General features: G+C 71.7%; 20 protein-coding genes and 1 tRNA gene. 12 read left to right on the forward strand and 9 right to left on the reverse strand.

Going from position 1 to position 18,890, the window contains the following annotated elements; genetic code table 11:
- The first annotated feature begins 76 nt into the window (after positions 1-76).
- Positions 77-784, forward strand: a complete 708-nt coding sequence (locus tag AB0I22_RS07035) for a GntR family transcriptional regulator (RefSeq protein WP_363129614.1) — start codon at positions 77-79, stop codon at positions 782-784.
- 146 nt (positions 785-930) lie between these two features.
- Here the strand turns inward: AB0I22_RS07035 and AB0I22_RS07040 are convergent, their stop codons facing one another.
- Positions 931-1,662: an SDR family oxidoreductase gene (locus AB0I22_RS07040; protein ID WP_363129615.1), complete on the reverse strand. Its 732-nt coding sequence runs from the start codon at positions 1,660-1,662 to the stop codon at positions 931-933.
- Positions 1,663-1,852: 190 nt separating this feature from the next.
- Between AB0I22_RS07040 and AB0I22_RS07045 the strand changes: the two genes are divergently transcribed.
- Positions 1,853-2,443, forward strand: coding sequence for a helix-turn-helix domain-containing protein (locus tag AB0I22_RS07045; protein ID WP_363129616.1), 591 nt, complete (start codon positions 1,853-1,855; stop codon positions 2,441-2,443).
- 182 nt (positions 2,444-2,625) lie between these two features.
- On the opposite strand, the gene AB0I22_RS07050 is transcribed toward AB0I22_RS07045, so the two are convergent.
- Positions 2,626-3,528 carry an aminoglycoside phosphotransferase family protein gene (locus tag AB0I22_RS07050; protein ID WP_363129617.1) on the reverse strand — a complete coding sequence of 301 codons (903 nt, stop codon included), beginning with the start codon at positions 3,526-3,528 and terminating at the stop codon, positions 2,626-2,628.
- A gap of 71 nt (positions 3,529-3,599) precedes the next feature.
- Between AB0I22_RS07050 and AB0I22_RS07055 the strand changes: the two genes are divergently transcribed.
- Positions 3,600-3,770 carry a hypothetical protein gene (locus tag AB0I22_RS07055; RefSeq protein ID WP_363129618.1) on the forward strand — a complete coding sequence of 57 codons (171 nt, stop codon included), beginning with the start codon at positions 3,600-3,602 and terminating at the stop codon, positions 3,768-3,770.
- Between the two features lie 124 nt (positions 3,771-3,894).
- Here the strand turns inward: AB0I22_RS07055 and AB0I22_RS07060 are convergent, their stop codons facing one another.
- The 3 genes from AB0I22_RS07060 to AB0I22_RS07070 form a co-directional block, all read right to left on the reverse strand.
- Positions 3,895-4,710, reverse strand: coding sequence for a methyltransferase domain-containing protein (locus AB0I22_RS07060; RefSeq protein ID WP_363129619.1), 816 nt, complete (start codon positions 4,708-4,710; stop codon positions 3,895-3,897).
- 70 nt (positions 4,711-4,780) lie between these two features.
- Entirely contained in the window at positions 4,781-5,041 is a 261-nt protein-coding gene (locus tag AB0I22_RS07065; protein WP_363129620.1) for a VOC family protein, read from the reverse strand.
- Positions 5,042-5,203: 162 nt separating this feature from the next.
- A complete protein-coding gene (locus tag AB0I22_RS07070; RefSeq protein WP_363129621.1) occupies positions 5,204-5,812 on the reverse strand; it encodes a TetR/AcrR family transcriptional regulator in 609 nt (202 codons plus the stop codon).
- 334 nt (positions 5,813-6,146) lie between these two features.
- Here AB0I22_RS07070 and AB0I22_RS07075 point away from each other — a divergent pair, with 334 nt between their 5' ends.
- The gene (locus AB0I22_RS07075; RefSeq protein WP_363129622.1) at positions 6,147-7,289 is read left to right on the forward strand and encodes an NAD(P)/FAD-dependent oxidoreductase; all 1,143 of its coding nucleotides are present in this window, start codon (positions 6,147-6,149) and stop codon (positions 7,287-7,289) included.
- A 435-nt stretch (positions 7,290-7,724) separates the two neighbouring features.
- On the opposite strand, the gene AB0I22_RS07080 is transcribed toward AB0I22_RS07075, so the two are convergent.
- A complete protein-coding gene (locus tag AB0I22_RS07080) occupies positions 7,725-8,321 on the reverse strand; it encodes a TetR/AcrR family transcriptional regulator C-terminal domain-containing protein (RefSeq protein WP_363129623.1) in 597 nt (198 codons plus the stop codon).
- 70 nt (positions 8,322-8,391) lie between these two features.
- On the opposite strand from AB0I22_RS07080, the gene AB0I22_RS07085 reads away from it, so the two are divergent.
- The 6 genes from AB0I22_RS07085 (at position 8,392) to AB0I22_RS07110 (ending at position 15,175) form a co-directional block, all read left to right on the forward strand.
- Positions 8,392-9,639, forward strand: coding sequence for an FAD-dependent monooxygenase (locus tag AB0I22_RS07085; RefSeq protein WP_363129624.1), 1,248 nt, complete (start codon positions 8,392-8,394; stop codon positions 9,637-9,639).
- A gap of 332 nt (positions 9,640-9,971) precedes the next feature.
- Positions 9,972-11,009: an N-acetyl-gamma-glutamyl-phosphate reductase gene (gene argC / locus AB0I22_RS07090; RefSeq protein WP_363129625.1), complete on the forward strand. Its 1,038-nt coding sequence runs from the start codon at positions 9,972-9,974 to the stop codon at positions 11,007-11,009.
- Positions 11,010-11,297: 288 nt separating this feature from the next.
- Positions 11,298-12,449 carry a bifunctional glutamate N-acetyltransferase/amino-acid acetyltransferase ArgJ gene (argJ, locus tag AB0I22_RS07095; RefSeq protein ID WP_363129626.1) on the forward strand — a complete coding sequence of 384 codons (1,152 nt, stop codon included), beginning with the start codon at positions 11,298-11,300 and terminating at the stop codon, positions 12,447-12,449.
- Positions 12,446-13,345, forward strand: coding sequence for an acetylglutamate kinase (argB, locus tag AB0I22_RS07100; RefSeq protein WP_363129627.1), 900 nt, complete (start codon positions 12,446-12,448; stop codon positions 13,343-13,345). Before argJ ends, argB begins: the two co-directional genes overlap by 4 nt.
- Positions 13,342-14,598 (forward strand): acetylornithine transaminase, encoded by a 1,257-nt coding sequence (locus tag AB0I22_RS07105; RefSeq protein WP_363129628.1) that lies wholly within the window; start codon positions 13,342-13,344, stop codon positions 14,596-14,598. The genes argB and AB0I22_RS07105 overlap by 4 nt, the downstream gene beginning before the upstream one ends.
- Before the next feature lie 7 nt (positions 14,599-14,605).
- A complete protein-coding gene (locus tag AB0I22_RS07110; protein WP_363129629.1) occupies positions 14,606-15,175 on the forward strand; it encodes an arginine repressor in 570 nt (189 codons plus the stop codon).
- Between the two features lie 164 nt (positions 15,176-15,339).
- Here the strand turns inward: AB0I22_RS07110 and AB0I22_RS07115 are convergent.
- From AB0I22_RS07115 to AB0I22_RS07125, 3 genes are all read right to left on the reverse strand, one after another.
- A tRNA-Pro gene (locus AB0I22_RS07115) sits at positions 15,340-15,413 on the reverse strand.
- Between the two features lie 115 nt (positions 15,414-15,528).
- A complete protein-coding gene (locus AB0I22_RS07120; protein WP_363129630.1) occupies positions 15,529-16,248 on the reverse strand; it encodes a L,D-transpeptidase family protein in 720 nt (239 codons plus the stop codon).
- Positions 16,245-16,838, reverse strand: coding sequence for a pyridoxamine 5'-phosphate oxidase family protein (locus tag AB0I22_RS07125; protein WP_363129631.1), 594 nt, complete (start codon positions 16,836-16,838; stop codon positions 16,245-16,247). The genes AB0I22_RS07120 and AB0I22_RS07125 overlap by 4 nt, the downstream gene beginning before the upstream one ends.
- 48 nt (positions 16,839-16,886) lie before the next feature.
- On the opposite strand from AB0I22_RS07125, the gene AB0I22_RS07130 reads away from it, so the two are divergent.
- Positions 16,887-17,270: a DUF488 family protein gene (locus tag AB0I22_RS07130; protein ID WP_363129633.1), complete on the forward strand. Its 384-nt coding sequence runs from the start codon at positions 16,887-16,889 to the stop codon at positions 17,268-17,270.
- Positions 17,271-17,457: 187 nt separating this feature from the next.
- Positions 17,458-18,888, forward strand: coding sequence for an argininosuccinate lyase (argH, locus tag AB0I22_RS07135; RefSeq protein WP_363129634.1), 1,431 nt, complete (start codon positions 17,458-17,460; stop codon positions 18,886-18,888).
- Positions 18,889-18,890: the final 2 nt, after the last annotated feature.

Here is an 18,890-nt window from a genome sequence, read left to right on the forward strand (position 1 = left end):
GTCTGCCTGCCATCCGCCGATAGATCGACGATAACACCAATAATCGATTATTAATGAAATCGTCTATGGTGATGGCATGACCCAGACGACCCGAAGCACCTCGGCCGCGCCGGGAAAGCAGATGCTCTCCGAGCAGGTCTACGCATACCTGCGTGACGCGATCATGCGCGGGGAGTACGCCCCCGGCGACGCCCTCAAGCCGCAGGACCTCGCCAAGGAGCAGGGCGTGAGCCTGGCCGTGGTGCGCGAGGCGCTCGTACGGGCGGCCGGCGAGGGCCTGGCCGACCGGCTGCCCAACCGCGGCTTCGCCGTCCCCGCCTTCTCCGACCGCCGCTGGCAGGAGATCGCGGAGGCCCGCCGGACCATCGAACCGGTCGTGCTGCGCATGTCGGTCGAGCGCGGCGACATCGACTGGGAGGCCCGCGTACGAGCCGCCCATCACCGGCTGACCCGCACTCCGGCGTACGTACCGGAGGAGGGCGAGTACTACAGCGGTGCGTGGTCCGAGGCCCACCGGGTCTTCCACCGAGCCCTGTTGGAAGGCTGCGGCAACCCCGTTCTGCTGGCGACCTTCGACCGGATGTGGACCGCGAGCGAACTGGCGCGCCGCTGGTCGGCGCACCGCGACCCCGGCCGCGACGGCGCCGACGAGCACCGCCGACTGGAGGAGGCGGCGCTGGCCCGCGACGCCGACACCGCGGCCGGGGTCCTGGCCCAGCACCTCACCCAGACCGCGGCCGCGCTGACCGCCGACCCCTGCCGCGAACCGGCGGAGGGGGCCTGACGGCCGGGCTCCGCCGGTCCGGCCGGCCCGGCCGACCCGGCTGGACCGGTCTGCCCTTGGGCGGCAGGGCGTATCTGCCCCTGGGTGGTGGGGTGTGTGCCTGCCCCCGGGCGGTGAGGGTGTCTACCCCCGGGCTGTGAGGGTGTCTACCCCTGGGCGGTGGGGCGCACGACGATGTCGCCCACGTCGACGCCGTCCGGCTGCTCGATGGCGAAGGCGATGGCGCGGGCCACCGCGTCCGGCGAGAGGCCGATCTCCATCAACTTGTCGACCTGGGGCCGCATCGCCGGATCCAGGCGTTCCGCGAAGTCGGTACGGACGGCGCCGGGCGAGACGACGGTGATGCGCAGGCTGTCGCCGGCCTCCTGGCGCAGGCCCTCGGAGATGGTGCGCACGGCGTTCTTCGTGCCGGCGTACACCGACTGGAGCGGCACGATGCGCAGCCCGGCGGTGGACACGGTGTTGACGAAGTGCCCGAAGCCCTGTTCCCGGAAGACGGGGAGGGCGGCGGCGATCCCGTACAGGACCCCTTTGAGGTTGACGTCGATCATCTCCTCCCAGTCCTCGACGCGCAGGTCGTCCAGCGGGGAGATCAGGCCCACTCCGGCGTTGCTGACGAGGGTGTCGAGCTTGCCGAACCGGTCCCGCGCCAGCCTGACGAGGCCGGACAGGTCGTCCTTGCGCGTGACGTCCGTACGCACCCAGGCCGCGTCGCCGCCGGCCTCCTCGATGCGGGCGGCCAGGGCCTTCAGGCGCTCCGGCCGGCGCGCTCCCAGGACGACTTTCGCGCCGCGCTCGGCGAGCAGCAGCGCGGTCGCTTGGCCGATGCCGCTGCTGGCGCCCGTGATCGCGATGACTTTGCCTTCGATTCCAGACATGTTCGACAGCCCTTTCGGGAGATCAGGAGTTAGGGGTGATCGGGGAACTGGGGGAGGGGCGTGGGGCAGGGCAGGGGTGAGTCCTGCCTTAAAGTGGAGGCACCGCCACTTAGTGCAGAGTAAGTGGCGGTGCCTCCACTTAGCAAGCGGGGCGACGGGGCGACGGGCGACGGAGAATGGAGAGCCGCTGATGGTCCGGGACACAGGACGCCCGCTGAGGGCCGACGCGCAGCGCAACCGGGAGAAGATCCTGGCCGCCGCGGTGCGCGTCTTCACCGAAGAGGGACTCGATGCGCACTTCGAGCGCATCGCCAAGGAAGCGGGCGTGGGAACCGGCACTCTCTACCGCAACTTCCCCACCCGCGAAGCCCTGGTCGAGGCGGCCTACCGCAACGAAGTGGCCCGGCTGTGCGAATCCGTCCCCGGCCTCCTCGCGGAGCTGCCGCCGCGCGAGGCGCTGCGCGAGTGGACGCACCGCTTCATCGACTACGCCACCGCCAAACTCGGCATGGCCGACGCCCTGCGGGCCGTCGTCGCTTCGGGCGCCAACCCCTACGCCGACAGCCACGACATGATCCAGTCGGCCCTCATGACCTTCATGGAGGCGGGCACCGCCGCCGGCACGATGCGTTCCGACATCCGCCCGACCGACCTCTTCGCCGCCCTCGCCGGCATCGCCCTCACCTCGGCCGCCCCCGAGCAGCGCGGGCAGGCCGAACGCCTCATCGACATCACACTGCGAGGGCTGGAACCCGTACCGCCGCCGCTCTCCGAAGGCTGAGGGGTGAGGATGGGAAGCGGCACGGGGGCCACAACCGTCTCGGCTTGAGGCATGCGTCGGGCCGTGCCGAAGGCCGCGAGATCAAGGGCGAGGCCGTGACCGGGCTGTACCCGCTCAAGCACAAGAACCTCGACGTGCGGCTCCGGCAGCGGGTATGCGGATGAGGCCCGGTCGCTCCGTGCCTACATCGAACCGCCTCTCAGAACACGTTCCAGTGCCGCCCGGCCCGCGGGCCCCCACGCCGGCTTGCCGCCAGGAAGGCCCCGGTCGCCGTTCTGGCCCATGAGCAAGAGGAACAAGCTCTTCAGGGCGGCCAGCCCGCGGGCGCGCCGGATCGTCCCCTCGTCTGCCCGCGCGTATGCGGCGAAGAAAGGCGCGGCGGCGCCGGCGGGAAGGATGACCCATGCGGCGGCGAGGTCCCACGCCGGATCGCCGGCGAACATGTCACCGAAGTCGATCACGCCCGAGAGCGTCCCGTCCGAGACGACGACGTTCGCGGGATGGAGATCGCCGTGCACCCAGAGCGGCGGGCCCTCCCACTCGGGCGCCGCGACGGCGTCGTCCCAGACGGCCCGGACATCGTCGGCGAGGTCGTCGGGGACGGCGGCATGGAAGAAGTGGTCGAATCCGTCCGTGCACTTCTTGGGGTGCTCGCCGCGGTCCCCACTGATCGGCGCGGATTCGGGCGCCTCCACGTGGAGTGCCCTGAGGAAGCCCGCCAGAGTGCCGGCCGCGTGGTCGCCGCGGCTGATGGAGGCGCCGTCCAGCGGCTCGCCGGGGACCCACGTCATGACGGCCCAGGGCTTCGGGAAGCGCGCGGACGGTTCACCGGTCCGTACGGGGCCGGGGACCGGAAGCGGCAGGCGCGGAGCCAGGACGGGCAGCCACCGGCACTCCTTGCGCAGGAGGTCCGGGGCGCCTTCTGTACGCGGAATGCGCACAGCCAGGTCGTCCCCAAGGCGCCACATCTGGTTGCCCCACCCACCCGCTACTTCGCGGACGGCCAGTCCCGCGAGGTCCGGATGCTGCTCCCGCAGCAGGTCACGGATCAGGTCCGCGGTGATCTCGAACTCGGAGTCGGTCATGCGAAGCCACACTAATGGGGCGGGGTTCCGGCTTCGCTCGTGATCCGCGACCGGCGGGATGCTTGAGCCGGATGTCTGAGCGGGCGCGCCGCCGCGTCGGCATGTCCGTACGGACCTACCGCAGGCGGGTCGCGGAGCTGATGTCCGTACTGGAGACCGACTCGCGGTTCCAGGCGGGGGTCAACGCGGGCCGCCTCGGTCTCGCGGGGGATTGGGAGCCTGGGCGGTCGCCGGCGAACTGAAGCTGGGATCGGAGGAGTTGTCGGCGAACTGAAGCCGGAGCTCTGAGAAGTCGTCAGCGAAAGGGAGTTGGGGCCCCGACAAGTCGTCAGCGAACCGAAAAGGCCGATCGGCGAAGCCGAAGGGCTAGCCGGCGTCGGGGTCGGGCTTCCGTCCCCACGCCGAGATCATCGGGGACGTCGCCAGATCCAGGCCGCCTGCCGCGATGTTGGCGAGGTGCGTGTCGATCTCCGTCTCCGTGGCGAGGCCCTTGGCCACCAGCTGGTCGCGTACCTGCCGCACCGTGGCCATCTCCAGGGCCGCGCAGGCCGGGCCCGTGACGGGGAAGTACGCGTCCGCCCGTACGTCGGTCAGTCCGGCCTCGCGCAGCAGGCGCGGCAGGCGGCGGCCGTAGGAGAGATCCGCGCCGCGCTCGGCGAGCAGTTCGCGAAAGCGGTGGCGCAGTTTATTGGCCAGACGCTGCCGCGGGCCGGACTCGTCGGGGCAGATGAGGGGCTGGAGCGCCGGGTCGGCGTCCTCCAGCAGCAGCCATCCGCCGGGCCGCAGGGCGCTCGTCATCGCGCGCAGGGCGCGGTCGCGGTCGGCGACGTGGACGAGGACCAGACGGGCGTGGACGAGGTCGAAGGGCCCGGCCGGAGGCGCGTCGGCGGCGACGTCGTGCCGCCGGAGCTCGACCCGCGGCCCGGCCGCGGCCGCCGTCCACGACGTGTCGATGTCCGTAGCGAGTACGTACCCGGTGGCGCCCACGCGTTCGGCGAGCCCGCGCACCACCGAGGGCCCGCCGGCGCCCACCTCCCAGCAGCGCCGGCCTTCCCCGATCCCCAGGTCGTCGATGTGCCGGAAGGTGGAGGCGTCGAAGAGGGCGCCGAGCGCGTCGAAACGCTCGCCCGCTTCGGACTGCCGGTTGTCCAGGAGGTAGCCGTCTTCGGCGCGCTGGTTCATGCCCCGATCATGCCGCGACGCGCTCATGTGCCGGTATGTCGTCGTGTCGGGGTGTCGTCGAGGCTACGTGTCAGCGCGGGGTGAGGACGCAGAACTCATTGCCTTCCAAATCGATTAGACAGGTCCACGGCACGTCGCCCTGGCCGAGGTCGATGTCGGTGGCGCCGAGAGCCCGCAGCCGGTCCGCCTCCGCCGCTTGATCGCCGCCGGGATACGGGCGGAGGTTGGGCCTCTCGCTGGTCATGTCCCAGCCGAGCGCCTCCGCCCAGAACCGGCCGAGCGCGGAGTCGTCCTGGGCGTTCATCGCGATCTGAACAAGCCGTGTCGCCATGACCGCTGACCCTATGCACACCGCCCCGTGAGGCCAACGCGTTCGCCGTCACCGAAGAACGGAGCGTGCCCCACTCGCCGGCCGCGGCGCTCCGTCGTCAGCCACCGCTGAAGGCATGTCAACTGTCGCGGGCCGGCGGCCCGGCGGCCTTGGCCCGCCGCCTTACGTGCTTCGCGGCCCGGTCGGCCCGCTGGGGGGCCGCCAGCCGTTGGCGATGATGTCGAAGACCTCCTCGACGGCGGCCCGGTGGTCTTTCCGGCCCTGAGCGAGGACGGGGACCTCAAGGACGAAGCGGGCAAGGGCCGTACAGGCGAGGTCGTCGTGCTCCGCGCCGAACTCGTCGGCGATGGCCGCGCTGAGGGTGTCGGTGTGCCGGGCCCACATGCGTTCGGCGTACGCGCGCAGGGCCGGCGTGGCGGTCACCAGGTGGTTGAACTCCTGCCACTGCGGGTGCGCCGCGATGGGCAGCCAGGTGTCGAGCACGTGCCGGCGCAGGGCGTCGAGGACGTCTTCGCCGGGCGCCCGCTGCCGCACCGCGGCGATCAGGCGCGTGTCCATGCTCTCTTCCTGGTCGAAGACGAGGGCTTCTTTGCCGGTGAAGTGCTTGAACACCGTGGCGGTCGACACATCCGCCGCTTCCGCGATGCCTCGGATGCTCACGTGGTCGTAGCCGTGCTCCAGGAAGAGGCGGAGGGCGGCTGCGGCGATCGCTTGGCGGGTCGCCGCTTTTTTGCGTTCACGGCGGCCGGCAGCGGCGGGGGGCTCGGTCATGGCATCAGCCTACCCGAGAGTGGAACGCGTAACTAAGTTGTCATGTTCTACTTTTACTCGTACTCTACTTTCAGGCGCTGAGGCCGCAGCGGACCACGCAAGCGCCCGGCCTGTCGCTTCTCGTCTGCGGCCGAGCAACTCATCGGTCACAGATCACAGATCACGGACCACCGATCACCGCCGCCGTTCTGCGGCGCATCTGCCTTGGCGCGGCGGCCTCCGAGACGCCAGAGGCCGCCGCCGAAGCCTCCATCGAAGCCTCCGTTCGCCACCTCCCTCGAACCCTCCGTTCGCTCCCGCCGCGCGCCGCTTCGCGCCGGTGAAAGGAAGACCCATGAGCTCTCCGAACCCCGCACGCGCCCGGATCAGCATCATCGGGGCCGGCCCCGGCGGGCTGACCTGCGCCCGCATCCTCCAGCGGCACGGCATGGCCGTCACCGTCTATGACCGCGACGCCGGCCCCGACGCGCGCGACCAGGGCGGCACCTTGGACCTGCACGCCGACAACGGCCAGATCGCCCTGCGCGAAGCCGGTCTGCTCGACCAGTTCTTCGAACTGGCCCGCCCCGAAGGGCAGGAGATGCGCCGGCTGGACCTGACGGGCGCGATCACATCCCACGAGGTCCCGGATCCCGACGAGACCTTCAAGCCGGAGATCGACCGCGGCCGGCTGCGCGACCTCCTGCTCAACTCGCTGCGGCCCGGCACTGTGCGCTGGGGCCACGCCCTCGACCGCGTCGACGGGCCCGCCGAGGGGCCGCGGCGGCTGTGCTTCGCCGACGGCACCACCGTGGAGACCGACTTGGTCATCGGCGCCGACGGCGCCAACTCCCGGGTGCGCCCGGCCGTATCCTCCGCCGTCCCCCGGTACTCCGGGGTGGCCTTCCTGGAAGCCTGGTTCTCCGACGTCGAGAACCGCCACCCCGGCATCGCCGGACTCATCGGCCAAGGCGGCGCCCACGCCGCCGACGGCGAGCGCGGGATGTTCGCCCAGCGCAACGGCGGCGACCGCATCCGCGTCTACATCATCCAGCGCGTCCCGGCCCCCTGGACCAGCGCGAGCGGCCTGGCGCCGGGCGACACCGAAGGAATCCGCGCGCTGCTCCTGGAGCGCTACGCCCACTGGTCGCCCCGCATGCGTCAGATGATCACCGACAACGACGGCCCCTACGTCGACCGCCCGATCTTCGCCCTGCCCGTCCCGCACGCCTGGGAGCACAACCCGACGGTGACCCTGCTCGGCGACGCCGCCCATCTCATGCCGCCACTGGGCGTCGGCGCCAACCTCGCCATGCTCGACGCCAACGACCTCGCTCTCGCCCTCGCGAACGCCGCCACCGTCGACGACGCCATCCGCACCTACGAGAAGACCATGCTCCCCCGCTCGATCGAGACGGCCCGAGCCCTCGAAGGCGCCGCCGAACACCTGCTGGCCGCCGAAGCGCCCGACCACGGCGACGACGCTCCCCGGCATTGACCCCACCATCGCCTCCAGTGCTGACGGTGTGCGGGGCGTCGCCGTCGAACGTTGCGGCTGTCCGGCTGTGACTGGAGCTCCGCGCCGTCGACGACGAGGACCACGCGGCCGACAGCGACGATGACGGGGGCACCGTAAGGAGTCGGCTGCGGAACGACCGCAGCCGGGTGAGGTACGCCCCGGTATGTGCTGCCTACAGGCCGCCGATGAGGAGGTAGCTGTCGACGCGGCAGCGGACTCGGTCGGCCTCGGGACCGGGTGCTAGGAGGCGCCCGAGGTTGTCGGTGCGGACTTCGCCGATCCACTGGCCACCACGCTGACGGCGGCGCGATGGCGAACCGGCGTGGTCCGTCCTGGCGGTGAAGCGGTGAAGCGGTGACGCGGCGACCCGGTGACCCGACACCCCGGTGATGCGGCGATCCGGCGATGCGGGGATCAGCGTTCGGATTCCCGGTGGGCCGTGGAGCCGGTCGGGGCGGTGCGTTGTACGAGGCCGCCGAGGATGAGAGCCAGGCCCGCCTCGAATGCCGCTTCGTGGTCGAGGACCGGGACGTCGGCCGGCAGGTCCTCTTCCGGGCCCGCGTCCGCCTGCTCCTCCAGCACGCAGCCGACCGTGTACCGGCCGGCGGCCAGCATCGCCATCTGCGCGTCCTTCTCGGGCACACCGGAGGCGACGAAGAAGTTCATCTTGTGCCGGATCCGGTCGAGGTCGCCGATCGGGGTGCTGCCGGCGTGGAGGCGTGCGCCGTCGCGGCGTTGCAGCAAGGTGCGCCGGAAACTGCGCGAGTTCTCCAGGAACCACTCGCGCCAGTCGTCCCCGGGCGCCGGGAGCGGTGCGGTGGCGTGGGCGGCCATGGCGGCCTCCGCCATGGCCGCCAGGAGGTCCTTCTTGGTCCGGAAGTGGTAGTAGAGCGACGGCTGTTCGACGCCGAGCCGTTTGGCCAGGCGCCTGGTGCTCACGTTGTCCAGGCCCACTTCGTCGAGCAGGTCCAGCGCCTCAGTGACGACGGCCGCACGGTTCATCTTGGTCATGTTGACATTCTATCGGTGATAGAAGACTCTGAAAAGGAATCAATCACCGATAGATTTTGGGGCGGTCGTCATGACGGGCAAAACCACGAATTCCGCACTGCGGGTTCTCGTAGCCGGTGGCGGCATCGCCGGACAGGCGCTGGCCTTCTGGCTCGCGCGCGGCGGTCACCAGGTGACGGTCGTCGAGCGCTTCCCGACGCTGCGCGCCTCGGGCGCCCAGGTCGACCTGCGCGGGCAGGGCATCGAAGCGGTCGAACGGATGGGGCTGCTCGATACCGTGCGCGGTCAGCTGGTGGACGAGGCGGGCGTCGCGTTCGTCGACTCCAGCGGGAAGCCGAGGGCGACGATCATGGCGAACACCTCCGGCAAGGGCCGCCAGACCCTCACCTCGGAGTACGAGATCATGCGCGGCGACCTGGTGCGCATCCTGCACGACGCGACCAAGGACGACACCGAGTACGTCTTCGGCAAGAGCGTCGACGGCTTCGACCAGGACGAGCGCCACGTCACCGTCCACTTCTCGGACGGGACCTCCGGGGAGTACGACCTGCTGGTCGGCGCGGACGGCCAGGGTTCGCGCATCCGGCGGGAGCTCCTGCCGGCGGGCTCCGACCCGTACTGGCGCGTCGGCATCCACATGGCCTACTGGTTCGTTCCGCGCATCGCCTCCGACACCAACATCCGCGACACCTGCATGGTCCCGGGCGGCCGCCAGATCATGCGGCGCAGCCACAACGCGACGGAGACACAGGTGTACTTCGTCATGCGCGAGGAGTCGGCGGAAGCCTCCGCGATCCACCGAGCCCCCCTTGAGCGGCAGCGGGAGTTCTGGGCCCGCCGCTTCAGCGATGCCGGCTGGCAGACCGACCGCTTCGTCGAGGGCATGCGGACGAGCCCGTTCTTCTACTCCCAGGAGATCGCCCAGGTGCGCACCGACACCTGGTCCGAGGGGCGCGTGGTCCTGGCCGGTGACGCGGCGCACTGCGCCTCCCCCTACAGCGGCATGGGCATCTCCGGCGGCTTGGTCGGCGCCTACGTCCTGGCCGGTGAGATCAACCGGCACGCCGACGACCTGCCCACCGCCCTGGCGAACTACGACCGCGTGCTGCGGCCCTTCGTCGACGAGATCCAGGCCGAGGTCAACCCCCGCCTGCTGCGCGTGGGCATGCCCATGAACCGGCACTCGATCAGCGCCTTCCAGACGGCCACCGCTCTCGCCTGCTTCTTCCGCATCCCCGACCTCGTCGCGCGGTTCGCCAAGGAGGACCGCGGCGGCGACTGGCGGCTCCCGGCGTATCCCGTCCCGGTCGCCGCATAGGTCGCAGACCTGCGGCATGTTCGGACAAGAGCGCCCCAGGCCGCAGCGCCTCGGCTTCGCGCGGGTCAGGCGGCCGCGAGCCCGCTGGCCGGCCGGCCGCAGCTGGTCGGCGGCCGGAAGTGTCAGTATGTAAAAGCCTCTGATCAGCGGGTTGTGCCAGTGACTCGCGCTGCCATCTCAAGCGCTCACGGTGCCGACTGAAGTGCTCAAGAGTGCTCAAGTGCCGACTGAACCGCTGGGTCACGCCGGCCGGGCAGCGCGTAGATATGCGCGCCATTGCATAACACTGTCGGGCAACGTATAGTCATGCCATCAACGAGGAGGGTTTTCCGATGGCGGTACGTGCGGCGGTGGCCGGGGCGAGCGGGTATGCGGGAGGGGAGATCCTGCGCCTGCTGCTCGGGCACCCCGAGGTCGGGGCCGCCGGGATCGGTGCGCTGACCGGGAACTCCAACGCGGGACAGCTCCTCGGGGCGCTCCAGCCGCATCTGCTGCCGCTCGCCGGCCGTGAGCTGGAGCCGACCGCCGTCAGCGCGCTCGCCGGGCACGACGTGGTCTTCCTCGCGCTGCCGCACGGGCAGTCCGCCGCCGTCGCCGCCGAACTCGGCGACGATGTGCTGGTCGTCGACTGCGGTGCCGACTTCCGGCTGGCGGACGCGGGGGACTGGGAGAATTTCTATGGTTCGCCGCACGCGGGCACCTGGCCGTACGGGCTTCCCGAGCTGCCCGGCGCGCGGGACGCGCTGCGCGGGGCCCGGCGCGTCGCCGTGCCCGGCTGCTATCCGACCGCCGTCTCGCTCGCGCTCTTCCCCGCCTACGCGGCCGGGCTCGCCGAGCCCGAGGCGGTGATCGTCGCCGCGTCCGGGACCTCCGGCGCGGGCAAGGCCGCCAAGCCGCACCTGCTCGGCAGCGAGGTCATGGGCTCCATGAGCCCGTACGGCGTCGGGGGCGGCCACCGCCACACCCCCGAGATGATCCAGAACCTGTCGGCCGCCGCGGGCGAGCCCGTCACCGTCTCCTTCACCCCGACCCTCGCCCCCATGCCCCGCGGCATCCTCGCCACGTGCAGCGCGAAGGCCAAGCCCGGCGTCACCGCCGAGACCGTACGGGCCGCCTACGAGAAGGCCCTCCAGGACGAGCCGTTCGCGACGCTCCTGCCCGAGGGGCAGTGGCCCGCCACCGCCGCCGTGTACGGCTCCAACGCCGCGCTGATCCAGGTCGCGTACGACGCCGCGGCCGGGCGGATCGTCGTGGTCAGCGCCATCGACAACCTCGCCAAGGGCACCGCCGGCGGCGCGGTGCAGAGCATGAACGTCGCCCTCGGCCTCCCCGAGGAGCTGGGCCTGACCACGGCCGCGATCGCGCCGTGAGCGGTACGGACGGCATACGGACCGCACGAGCGCCACGGGCCGTACGAGCGCCACGGACCGTACGGGCCATACGGGTTGTAAGGACCGCACGGCCCGTACGGGCACGGACCATGTCGTGAGCGCCGGCCCCGTACAGGCACGGAACCGCCCCATCAGCGCAGTCATCACAGGCGCCACAGGCATCACAGGCGCCACAGGCATCACAGGCGCCATGGGCATCACAGGCGCCATAGGCGCCACAAGCCGCACGGCCGGCACACCAACCACGGCACCACACGAGGAGATGAAGTGAGCGTCACGGCACCAAAGGGGTTCACGGCGGCGGGCATCGCCGCCGGGATCAAGGAGAACGGCAACCCGGACCTGGCGCTCGTCGTCAACACGGGTCCGCGTTCGGCGGCCGCGGGCGTGTTCACCTCCAACCGCGTCAAGGCCGCCCCCGTCCTCTGGTCCCAGCAGGTGCTCAAGGGCGGTCAGGTCTCCGCCGTCGTCCTCAACTCCGGTGGCGCCAACGCCTGTACGGGCCCCCTCGGCTTCCAGGACACCCACGCCACCGCCGAGCGGGCCGCGGCGGCGCTCGGCCTGAACGCCGGCGAGATCGCCGTCGCCTCCACCGGCCTCATCGGCCTGCGCCTCCCGATGGACAAGCTGCTCCCCGGCGTGGACGCGGCCGCCGCCGCGCTCTCCCAGCACGGCGGGGAGAAGGCCGCCATCGCCATCAAGACCACCGACTCCGTGCACAAGACCGCGGTCGCCGAGGGCGACGGCTGGTGCGTCGGCGGCATGGCCAAGGGCGCAGGCATGCTCGCCCCGGGCCTCGCCACCATGCTCGTCGTGCTGACCACCGACGCCGACGTGGACGCGGACCAGCTCGACGAGGCGCTGCGCGCGGCGACCCGTACCACCTTCGACCGCGTCGACTCCGACGGCTGCATGTCCACCAACGACACCGTGCTGCTGCTCGCCTCCGGCGCGTCCGAGGCAACGCCCGCGCGGGACGAGTTCGCCGAGGCGGTACGGGCCGTCTGCGACGACCTGGCCCGGCAGCTCATCGGCGACGCCGAGGGCGCGTCCAAGGACATCCGCATCGAGGTCGTGGGGGCCGCGAGCGAGGACGACGCGGTGGAGGTCGGCCGGTCCATCGCCCGCAACAACCTCCTCAAGTGCGCCATCCACGGCGAGGACCCCAACTGGGGCCGCGTCCTGTCCGCGATCGGCACCACCGCGGCCGCCTTCGACCCCGACCAGCTGAACGTCGCCATCAACGGCGTCTGGGTCTGCGAGAACGGTTCGGTGGGCGAGGACCGCGAGCTCGTCGACATGCGCTACCGGGAGGTCCGGATCACCGCCGACCTCTCGGCCGGCGCCGAGACCGCCGTCATCTGGGCCAACGACCTCACCGCCGACTACGTCCACGAGAACAGCGCGTATTCGTCATGAGCGCCCGCAAACACACCGCCCTGCCCAAGGCCCGCACCCTCATCGAGGCGCTGCCCTGGCTCACCCGGCACAACGGCAAGACCGTCGTCATCAAGTTCGGCGGCAACGCCATGGTCGACGAGGAGCTGAAGGCCGCGTTCGCCCAGGACGTCGTCTTCCTGCGGCAGGCCGGGCTCAAGCCCGTCGTCGTGCACGGCGGCGGGCCGCAGATCACCGCGCAGTTCGACAGGCTCGGGCTGGTCACGGAGTTCAAGGCCGGGCTGCGCGTGACGACGCCCGAGGCGATGGACGTCGTCCGGATGGTGCTGGCGGGCCAGGTGCAGCGTGAGCTGGTCGGCCTCCTCAACGAGCACGGGCCGCTCGCCGTCGGCCTGACCGGCGAGGACGCGCACACCATGAGCGCCACCAAGCGGTACGCCGAACTGGACGGCGAGCGCGTCGACATCGGCCGGGTCGGGCGGATCACGCGGATCGACGCGGGCGCCGTCCAGGCGCTCCTCGACGACGGCCGCATCCCGGTGATCTCCTCCATCGCCCGCAGCGAGGACGACGGCCACGTCTACAACGTGAACGCCGACACCGCCGCCGCCGCGCTCGCGGCCGCCCTCGGCGCCGAGACGCTCATGGTCCTCACCGACGTCGAGGGCCTGTACGCGGACTGGCCGAGCAGCGACGACGTCATCAGCCAGCTCACCGCGAAGGAGCTGGAGAAGCTGCTGCCGGAGCTGGCCAGCGGCATGGTGCCCAAGATGGAGGGCTGCCTGTACGCGGTGCGCAACGGCGTCAACACCGCCCGGGTGATCGACGGCCGGGTGCAGCACTCGATCCTGCTGGAGATCTTCACCGACGAAGGAATCGGCACGATGGTCGTGCCCGACGAGGAGGGGACGGCATGACGAACGCGACGGCCGGTACGGGCGCGGCGGCGGACACCAACGCCGGCCTGACGCGGCGCTGGCAGGGCGCCCTCATGGACAACTACGGCACGCCCCGCGTCCCGCTCGTGCGCGGCGAGGGCGCCAAGGTCTGGGACGCCGACGGCAAGGAGTACGTCGACTTCGTCGGCGGCATCGCCGTGAACGCCCTCGGCCACGCCCACCCCGCGGTCGTACGGGCCGTGTCCGACCAGATCGCCACCCTCGGCCACGTCTCCAACCTCTTCACCGCCGAGCCCCCGGTGGCGCTGGCCGAACGCCTCCTGGCGCTCTTCGGCCGCACGGGCCGCGTGTACTTCTCCAACTCCGGCGCGGAGGCCGTCGAGGCCGCCTTCAAGATCGGACGGCTCACGGGCCGTACGCACATGGTCGCCGCGGCCGGCGGGTTCCACGGCCGCACCATGGGGGCCCTCGCGCTCACCGGCCAGCCGAAGAAGCAGCAGCCGTTCCTGCCGCTGCCCGGCGACGTCACGTACGTCCCGTACGGCGACGCCGAGGCGCTGCGCGCGGCGGTCACCGACCGGACGGCGCTCGTCGTCCTGGAGCCGGTCCAGGGCGAGAACGGCGTCGTCGTGCCCCCGGAGGGCTATCTGGCGGCGGCCCGCGAGATCACCCGGGCCACGGGGACGCTGCTGGCACTGGACGAGATCCAGACCGGGATCGGCCGTACCGGGCACTGGTTCGCGCACCAGGCGCAGGGCGTCGAGCCCGATGTCGTCACCCTCGCCAAGGGGCTCGGCGGCGGTCTGCCGATCGGCGCGACCGTGGCCTTCGGCGCCGCGGCCGACCTGCTGACGCCCGGTCAGCACGGCTCGACGTTCGGCGGCAACCCCGTCGCGTGCGCCGCGGCCCTGGCCGTTCTCGACACGCTGGCGGCCGACGGGGCGCTCGACGGAGTCAAGCGTTCCGGCGAGCGGCTGCGTGACGGGATCGCGTCGATCGGACACCCGCTCGTCGACCGGGTCCGCGGCTCCGGGCTGCTGCTGGGTATTGTCCTCACCGAGCCCCTCGCACCGCTGGTGCAGCAGGCAGCGCAGGAAGCGGGTCTCCTGGTGAACGCGGTCGCACCCGACGTGGTGCGGCTCGCCCCGCCGCTGATCATCGCCGATGATGAGGTGGAGACGCTGCTGCGGGCGCTGCCCGCCGTCCTCGACGCGGCGCACGGGACGCACGCGGCCGACACGGCCGACGGGGAACGACGATCCGAGGACTGACACAACGATGACCGAGGCGCAGGAGACCGAGACGGCCCAGGCGGCCGAGGCCGCGGAGCCGGCCCAGGGCGGTCCGGCCGTGCCGCAGACCCGCACCGCACGCCACCGCCGGATCGTGGACATCCTCGGCAGGCAGCCGGTGCGGTCGCAGAGCCAGTTGGCCAAGCTGCTCGCCGACGACGGCCTCTCCGTCACCCAGGCCACCCTCTCGCGCGACCTCGACGAACTGGGCGCGGTCAAGATCCGCAACACCGGCGGCGAACTGATCTACGCGGTCCCCTCCGAAGGCGGCGACCGCACCCCCCGGGCGCCGCTCGGCGAGTCGGCCACCGAGGGGCGGATGGCGCGGCTGGCGGGCGAACTGCTGATCTCGGCCGAAGCGTCCGCCAACCTCGTCGTCCTGCGCACCCCGCCCGGCGCCGCCCAGTTCTTCGCCTCGGCCATCGACCAGGCGGGGGTGCACGAGATCATCGGCACCATCGCGGGCGACGACACCCTCCTGCTCATCAGCCGCGACCCGGCCGGCGGTCAGGCCCTGGCGGACCACCTGCTGCGGCTGGCCCAGAAGGCGAGCTGACGCCGGCGCGTTCCCAGAGCCCGTACGCGGGGGAGCATTCAGGGCGGCCCGTACCCGAGAGATCGGGGTACGGGCCCGTACACGCGGGAAGCGGGCCCGTACACGCGAAGGGGCCCGGCGGCCGGATCAACTCCGGCCGCCGGGCCCCTCTCGCTGCTGCACCGTCGGGACGACAGGATTTGAACCTGCGACCCCTTGACCCCCAGTCAAGTGCGCTACCAAGCTGCGCCACGTCCCGGTGCCCGCCGCCTCCGGGGTTCTCCCCGGTCGGGCGTGCAAGAAGAAAATACCCTGTTCCGGCCGGTGAGCCGAATCGGGGGGTCCCCGACGGCGCCGGAGGGCGTCGGGCGGCGTCAGTAGCGGGTGATCGCCGTCGGTCCGGAGCGGGTGCCGATGGCGATGTGGGGGCGGGCGGAGGGGCGGAGCCAGGTGAGAACCGCGGACATGGCGGACGCGGGGACGGAGACGCAGCCGGCGGTCGCGCCGCGGCCGTCGACGTGCAGGAAGATGCCGGCGCCGCGGCCGTGGACGGGCCGGGTGTAGTTGAAGGCGATGACCAGGGCCCGGCTGTACTGGACGGGGTAGTCGGCGAGATGCTCGGACTCCTTCGCCGCGCAGTCGGACGGCAGGCCCTCGACCCAGCGGTTGTAGGAGCGGGAGGCGTTGTCCTCGCACCACCAGGAGTCGGGGGTGACCTCGCGGTACGGGGTGCGGGCGCCCGCCGGGGCGGCGTCGTTGCCGAAGGCGTAGGGGAGTGCGTACAGGCCGGTGGGGGTGGTGTTCGTGCCCTGTTCGCGGGTGCGGCCCTCGGTCAGGCCCTTGGCGCCGAACCGGGCCGGGGCGGAGCCCGCCGCGCGCCAGCCGCCGCGGCGCCGCTCCCACCAGGTGAGGGTGCCGGTGGTGGAGTCCGTACGGGCCGCCTCCGCGGTGATCAGCTGCGTACCGCCGCCGGTGTCGGCCATCCGGGACGGGAGCGGGGGCACGGGCGGGGGAGCGGAGTGCGCCGGGGGCGCGAGGCCCAGGACGGCGGTGAGCGCCGTCGCGGCGGCGAGCGCCGCGGCCCGGCCCTTCATGAGCCCGGGGGCAGCGGTGGCAGCGGCAAGGGCAGGCCGGGCAGGCCGTCGATGCTGGACGCGATGTGCTCCTTCTTGTGGAAGTACGCGTCCAGGGACGCGTCCGTCTCGCGCGCGAACCGCTTCCCGTGCAGTTCCCGGTCCGCGTCGAACGACATGAACGGCACGGCGTAGCCGCACGTGTCCCGGATCAGCTCGGCGGTGACGACGATGACGGCGCGCAGTCCGTGCTGCGCCGGGTCGCTGTCGGGGAAGTGCGCCAGCAGCCCCTCCCAGCGCGGGTCGTCGCGGAAGACCGGCTCGCCGCGGCCGTGTACGCGCACGATGTTCGGCGGGCCGTCGAAGGCGCACCACATGAGGGTGATGCGGCCGTTCTCGCGGAGATGGGCGATGGTCTCGGCGTTGCTGCCCGCGTAGTCGAGGTACGCCACGGTGTGCTCGTCGAGCACGGCGAACGAGTCGCGCAGGCCCTTGGGGGAGAGATTCACCGTGCCGTCCCCGTCGAGCGGCGCGGTGGCGGTGAAGAAGATGTGCTGCGCCTCGATGAAGGTACGCAGCCGGCCCTCTATTTTTTCGTACACCTTTCCCATGCCTCGCATTATGGGGCGAGGGGACCGCTCCACGGCAGGAGGCAGGCGATGGCGCGCGACACGGACGAGGTGCGGGTGCGGCGGGTGTACGAGGCCCCCGACGCGGCGGACGGCACGCGGGTGCTGGTCGACCGGCTGTGGCCGCGCGGCCTGTCGAAGGCGGCGGCGGAGCTGGACGAGTGGGACAAGAACGTCGCGCCCTCGGCCGAGCTGCGGCGCTGGTACGGGCACGACCCCGCCAAGTTCGACGAGTTCGCCGAGCGCTACCGCGCCGAGCTGGCGGAGGAGGACGGGGAGCGGGCCGTGCGGGAGCTGTGCGAGCGGGCTGGGTCCGGCCGTCTCACGCTGCTCACCGCGACCAAGGACGTCGACCACGGGCATGTGCCGGTGCTGGCCGAGGTGGTGCGGGCGGCGCGGCGGGCGGGGGCCTGACGTACGGGTTTCCCGCGAGGTTCGCTCTCTGGCGGCATTGACGAATCATGCATTGACTTGCATAGTTATGCCATCTGCGTGTAGATGTAGATTTCCCCACTCCGCCCCTTCCCGGAAGTCCTCGACCGCCGGGCGGGCGCATGGGTCGGGGCCGGGTTCAACTCATCTCTTATGAGGAGCAGAGCAAGTGAGCAACGGCAACAGCGGTGATGTCCGGCTCTGGGGCGGTCGGTTCGCCGACGGGCCGGCCGAGGCCCTGGCCAAGCTGTCCGCGTCCGTCCACTTCGACTGGCGGCTGGCCCCGTACGACATCGCGGGCTCCCGCGCCCACGCGCGCGTGCTGAACAAGGCCGGGCTGCTCACCACCGACGAGCTCACGCGCATGCTCACGGGCCTCGACCGGCTCGAAGCGGACGTGGCGGACGGCTCCTTCACCGGCACCATCGCCGACGAGGACGTGCACACCGCCCTGGAGCGGGGGCTGCTGGAGCGGCTCGGCCCCGACCTCGGCGGCAAGCTGCGGGCCGGCCGCTCGCGCAACGACCAGGTCGCGACCCTCTTCAAGATGTACCTGCGCGACCACGCGCGGATCATCGGCGGCCTGATCGCCGACCTCCAGGACGCGCTGACCGCCCTCGCCGAGGCGCACCCGGACGTCGCCATGCCGGGCCGTACGCACCTCCAGCACGCCCAGCCGGTCCTCTTCGCCCACCACGTCCTGGCCCACGTCCAGTCCCTCTCCCGCGACGCGGAGCGGCTGCGGCAGTGGGACGAGCGGACGGCGGTCTCCCCGTACGGCTCGGGCGCGCTCGCCGGCTCCTCTCTCGGCCTCGACCCGGAGTCGGTCGCGGCGGACCTCGGGTTCGAGCACGGCAGCGCGGCCAACTCCATCGACGGCACGGCGGCGCGGGACTTCGCCGCGGAGTTCGCCTTCATCACCGCGATGATCGGCGTCAACCTCTCGCGCATCGCGGAGGAGGTCATCATCTGGAACACGAAGGAGTTCTCCTTCGTCACCCTGCACGACGCCTTCTCCACCGGTTCGTCGATCATGCCGCAGAAGAAGAACCCGGACATCGCGGAGCTGGCGCGCGGCAAGTCCGGCCGGCTGATCGGCAACCTGACGGGGCTGATGGCGACATTGAAGGCGCTCCCGCTCGCGTACAACCGCGACCTCCAGGAGGACAAGGAGCCGGTCTTCGACTCCTGCGACCAACTGGAGGTGCTGCTGCCCGCGTTCACCGGCATGATGGCGACGCTCACCGTGCACCGCGAGCGCATGGCGGAGCTGGCCCCGGCCGGCTTCTCGCTCGCCACGGACATCGCCGAGTGGCTGGTCAAGCAGGGCGTGCCGTTCCGGGTCGCGCACGAGGTCGCGGGGGAGTGCGTCAAGGAGTGCGAGGCGCACGGCATCGAGCTCGACCAGCTCACCGACGAGCAGTTCGCGAAGATCTCGCCGCATCTGACGCCGGAGGTCCGCACGGTCCTCGACGTGCCCGGCGCGCTCGCCTCCCGGAACGGGCGCGGCGGCACCGCGCCGTCGGCGGTGGCCGCGCAGCTCGCCGAGGTCAAGACCGACCTCGCCGCGCAGCGGGCCTGGGCGGACGCCAAGCGCTGAGG

Origin of the sequence: Streptomyces sp. NPDC050610 (assembly GCF_040654875.1) — a bacterium.
GTDB lineage: Bacteria > Actinomycetota > Actinomycetes > Streptomycetales > Streptomycetaceae > Streptomyces.

Excerpts from the sequence above, each read along its gene's own strand:
- AB0I22_RS07120 (WP_363129630.1), bottom strand. The coding sequence starts at position 16,248 with ATGAAGGGCCGGGCCGCGGCGCTCGCCGCCGCGACGGCGCTCACCGCC.
- AB0I22_RS07070 (WP_363129621.1), bottom strand. The coding sequence starts at position 5,812 with ATGACCGAGCCCCCCGCCGCTGCCGGCCGCCGTGAACGCAAAAAAGCG.
- AB0I22_RS07035 (WP_363129614.1), top strand. The coding sequence starts at position 77 with ATGACCCAGACGACCCGAAGCACCTCGGCCGCGCCGGGAAAGCAGATG.
- AB0I22_RS07055 (WP_363129618.1), top strand. The coding sequence starts at position 3,600 with ATGTCTGAGCGGGCGCGCCGCCGCGTCGGCATGTCCGTACGGACCTAC.
- AB0I22_RS07130 (WP_363129633.1), top strand. The coding sequence starts at position 16,887 with ATGGCGCGCGACACGGACGAGGTGCGGGTGCGGCGGGTGTACGAGGCC.
- AB0I22_RS07075 (WP_363129622.1), top strand. The coding sequence starts at position 6,147 with ATGAGCTCTCCGAACCCCGCACGCGCCCGGATCAGCATCATCGGGGCC.
- AB0I22_RS07080 (WP_363129623.1), bottom strand. The coding sequence starts at position 8,321 with ATGACCAAGATGAACCGTGCGGCCGTCGTCACTGAGGCGCTGGACCTG.
- AB0I22_RS07065 (WP_363129620.1), bottom strand. The coding sequence starts at position 5,041 with ATGGCGACACGGCTTGTTCAGATCGCGATGAACGCCCAGGACGACTCC.
- argB (WP_363129627.1), top strand. The coding sequence starts at position 12,446 with ATGAGCGCCCGCAAACACACCGCCCTGCCCAAGGCCCGCACCCTCATC.
- AB0I22_RS07085 (WP_363129624.1), top strand. The coding sequence starts at position 8,392 with ATGACGGGCAAAACCACGAATTCCGCACTGCGGGTTCTCGTAGCCGGT.
- argC (WP_363129625.1), top strand. The coding sequence starts at position 9,972 with ATGGCGGTACGTGCGGCGGTGGCCGGGGCGAGCGGGTATGCGGGAGGG.
- AB0I22_RS07050 (WP_363129617.1), bottom strand. The coding sequence starts at position 3,528 with ATGACCGACTCCGAGTTCGAGATCACCGCGGACCTGATCCGTGACCTG.
- AB0I22_RS07045 (WP_363129616.1), top strand. The coding sequence starts at position 1,853 with ATGGTCCGGGACACAGGACGCCCGCTGAGGGCCGACGCGCAGCGCAAC.
- AB0I22_RS07125 (WP_363129631.1), bottom strand. The coding sequence starts at position 16,838 with ATGGGAAAGGTGTACGAAAAAATAGAGGGCCGGCTGCGTACCTTCATC.
- AB0I22_RS07040 (WP_363129615.1), bottom strand. The coding sequence starts at position 1,662 with ATGTCTGGAATCGAAGGCAAAGTCATCGCGATCACGGGCGCCAGCAGC.
- AB0I22_RS07105 (WP_363129628.1), top strand. The coding sequence starts at position 13,342 with ATGACGAACGCGACGGCCGGTACGGGCGCGGCGGCGGACACCAACGCC.
- AB0I22_RS07060 (WP_363129619.1), bottom strand. The coding sequence starts at position 4,710 with ATGAACCAGCGCGCCGAAGACGGCTACCTCCTGGACAACCGGCAGTCC.
- AB0I22_RS07110 (WP_363129629.1), top strand. The coding sequence starts at position 14,606 with ATGACCGAGGCGCAGGAGACCGAGACGGCCCAGGCGGCCGAGGCCGCG.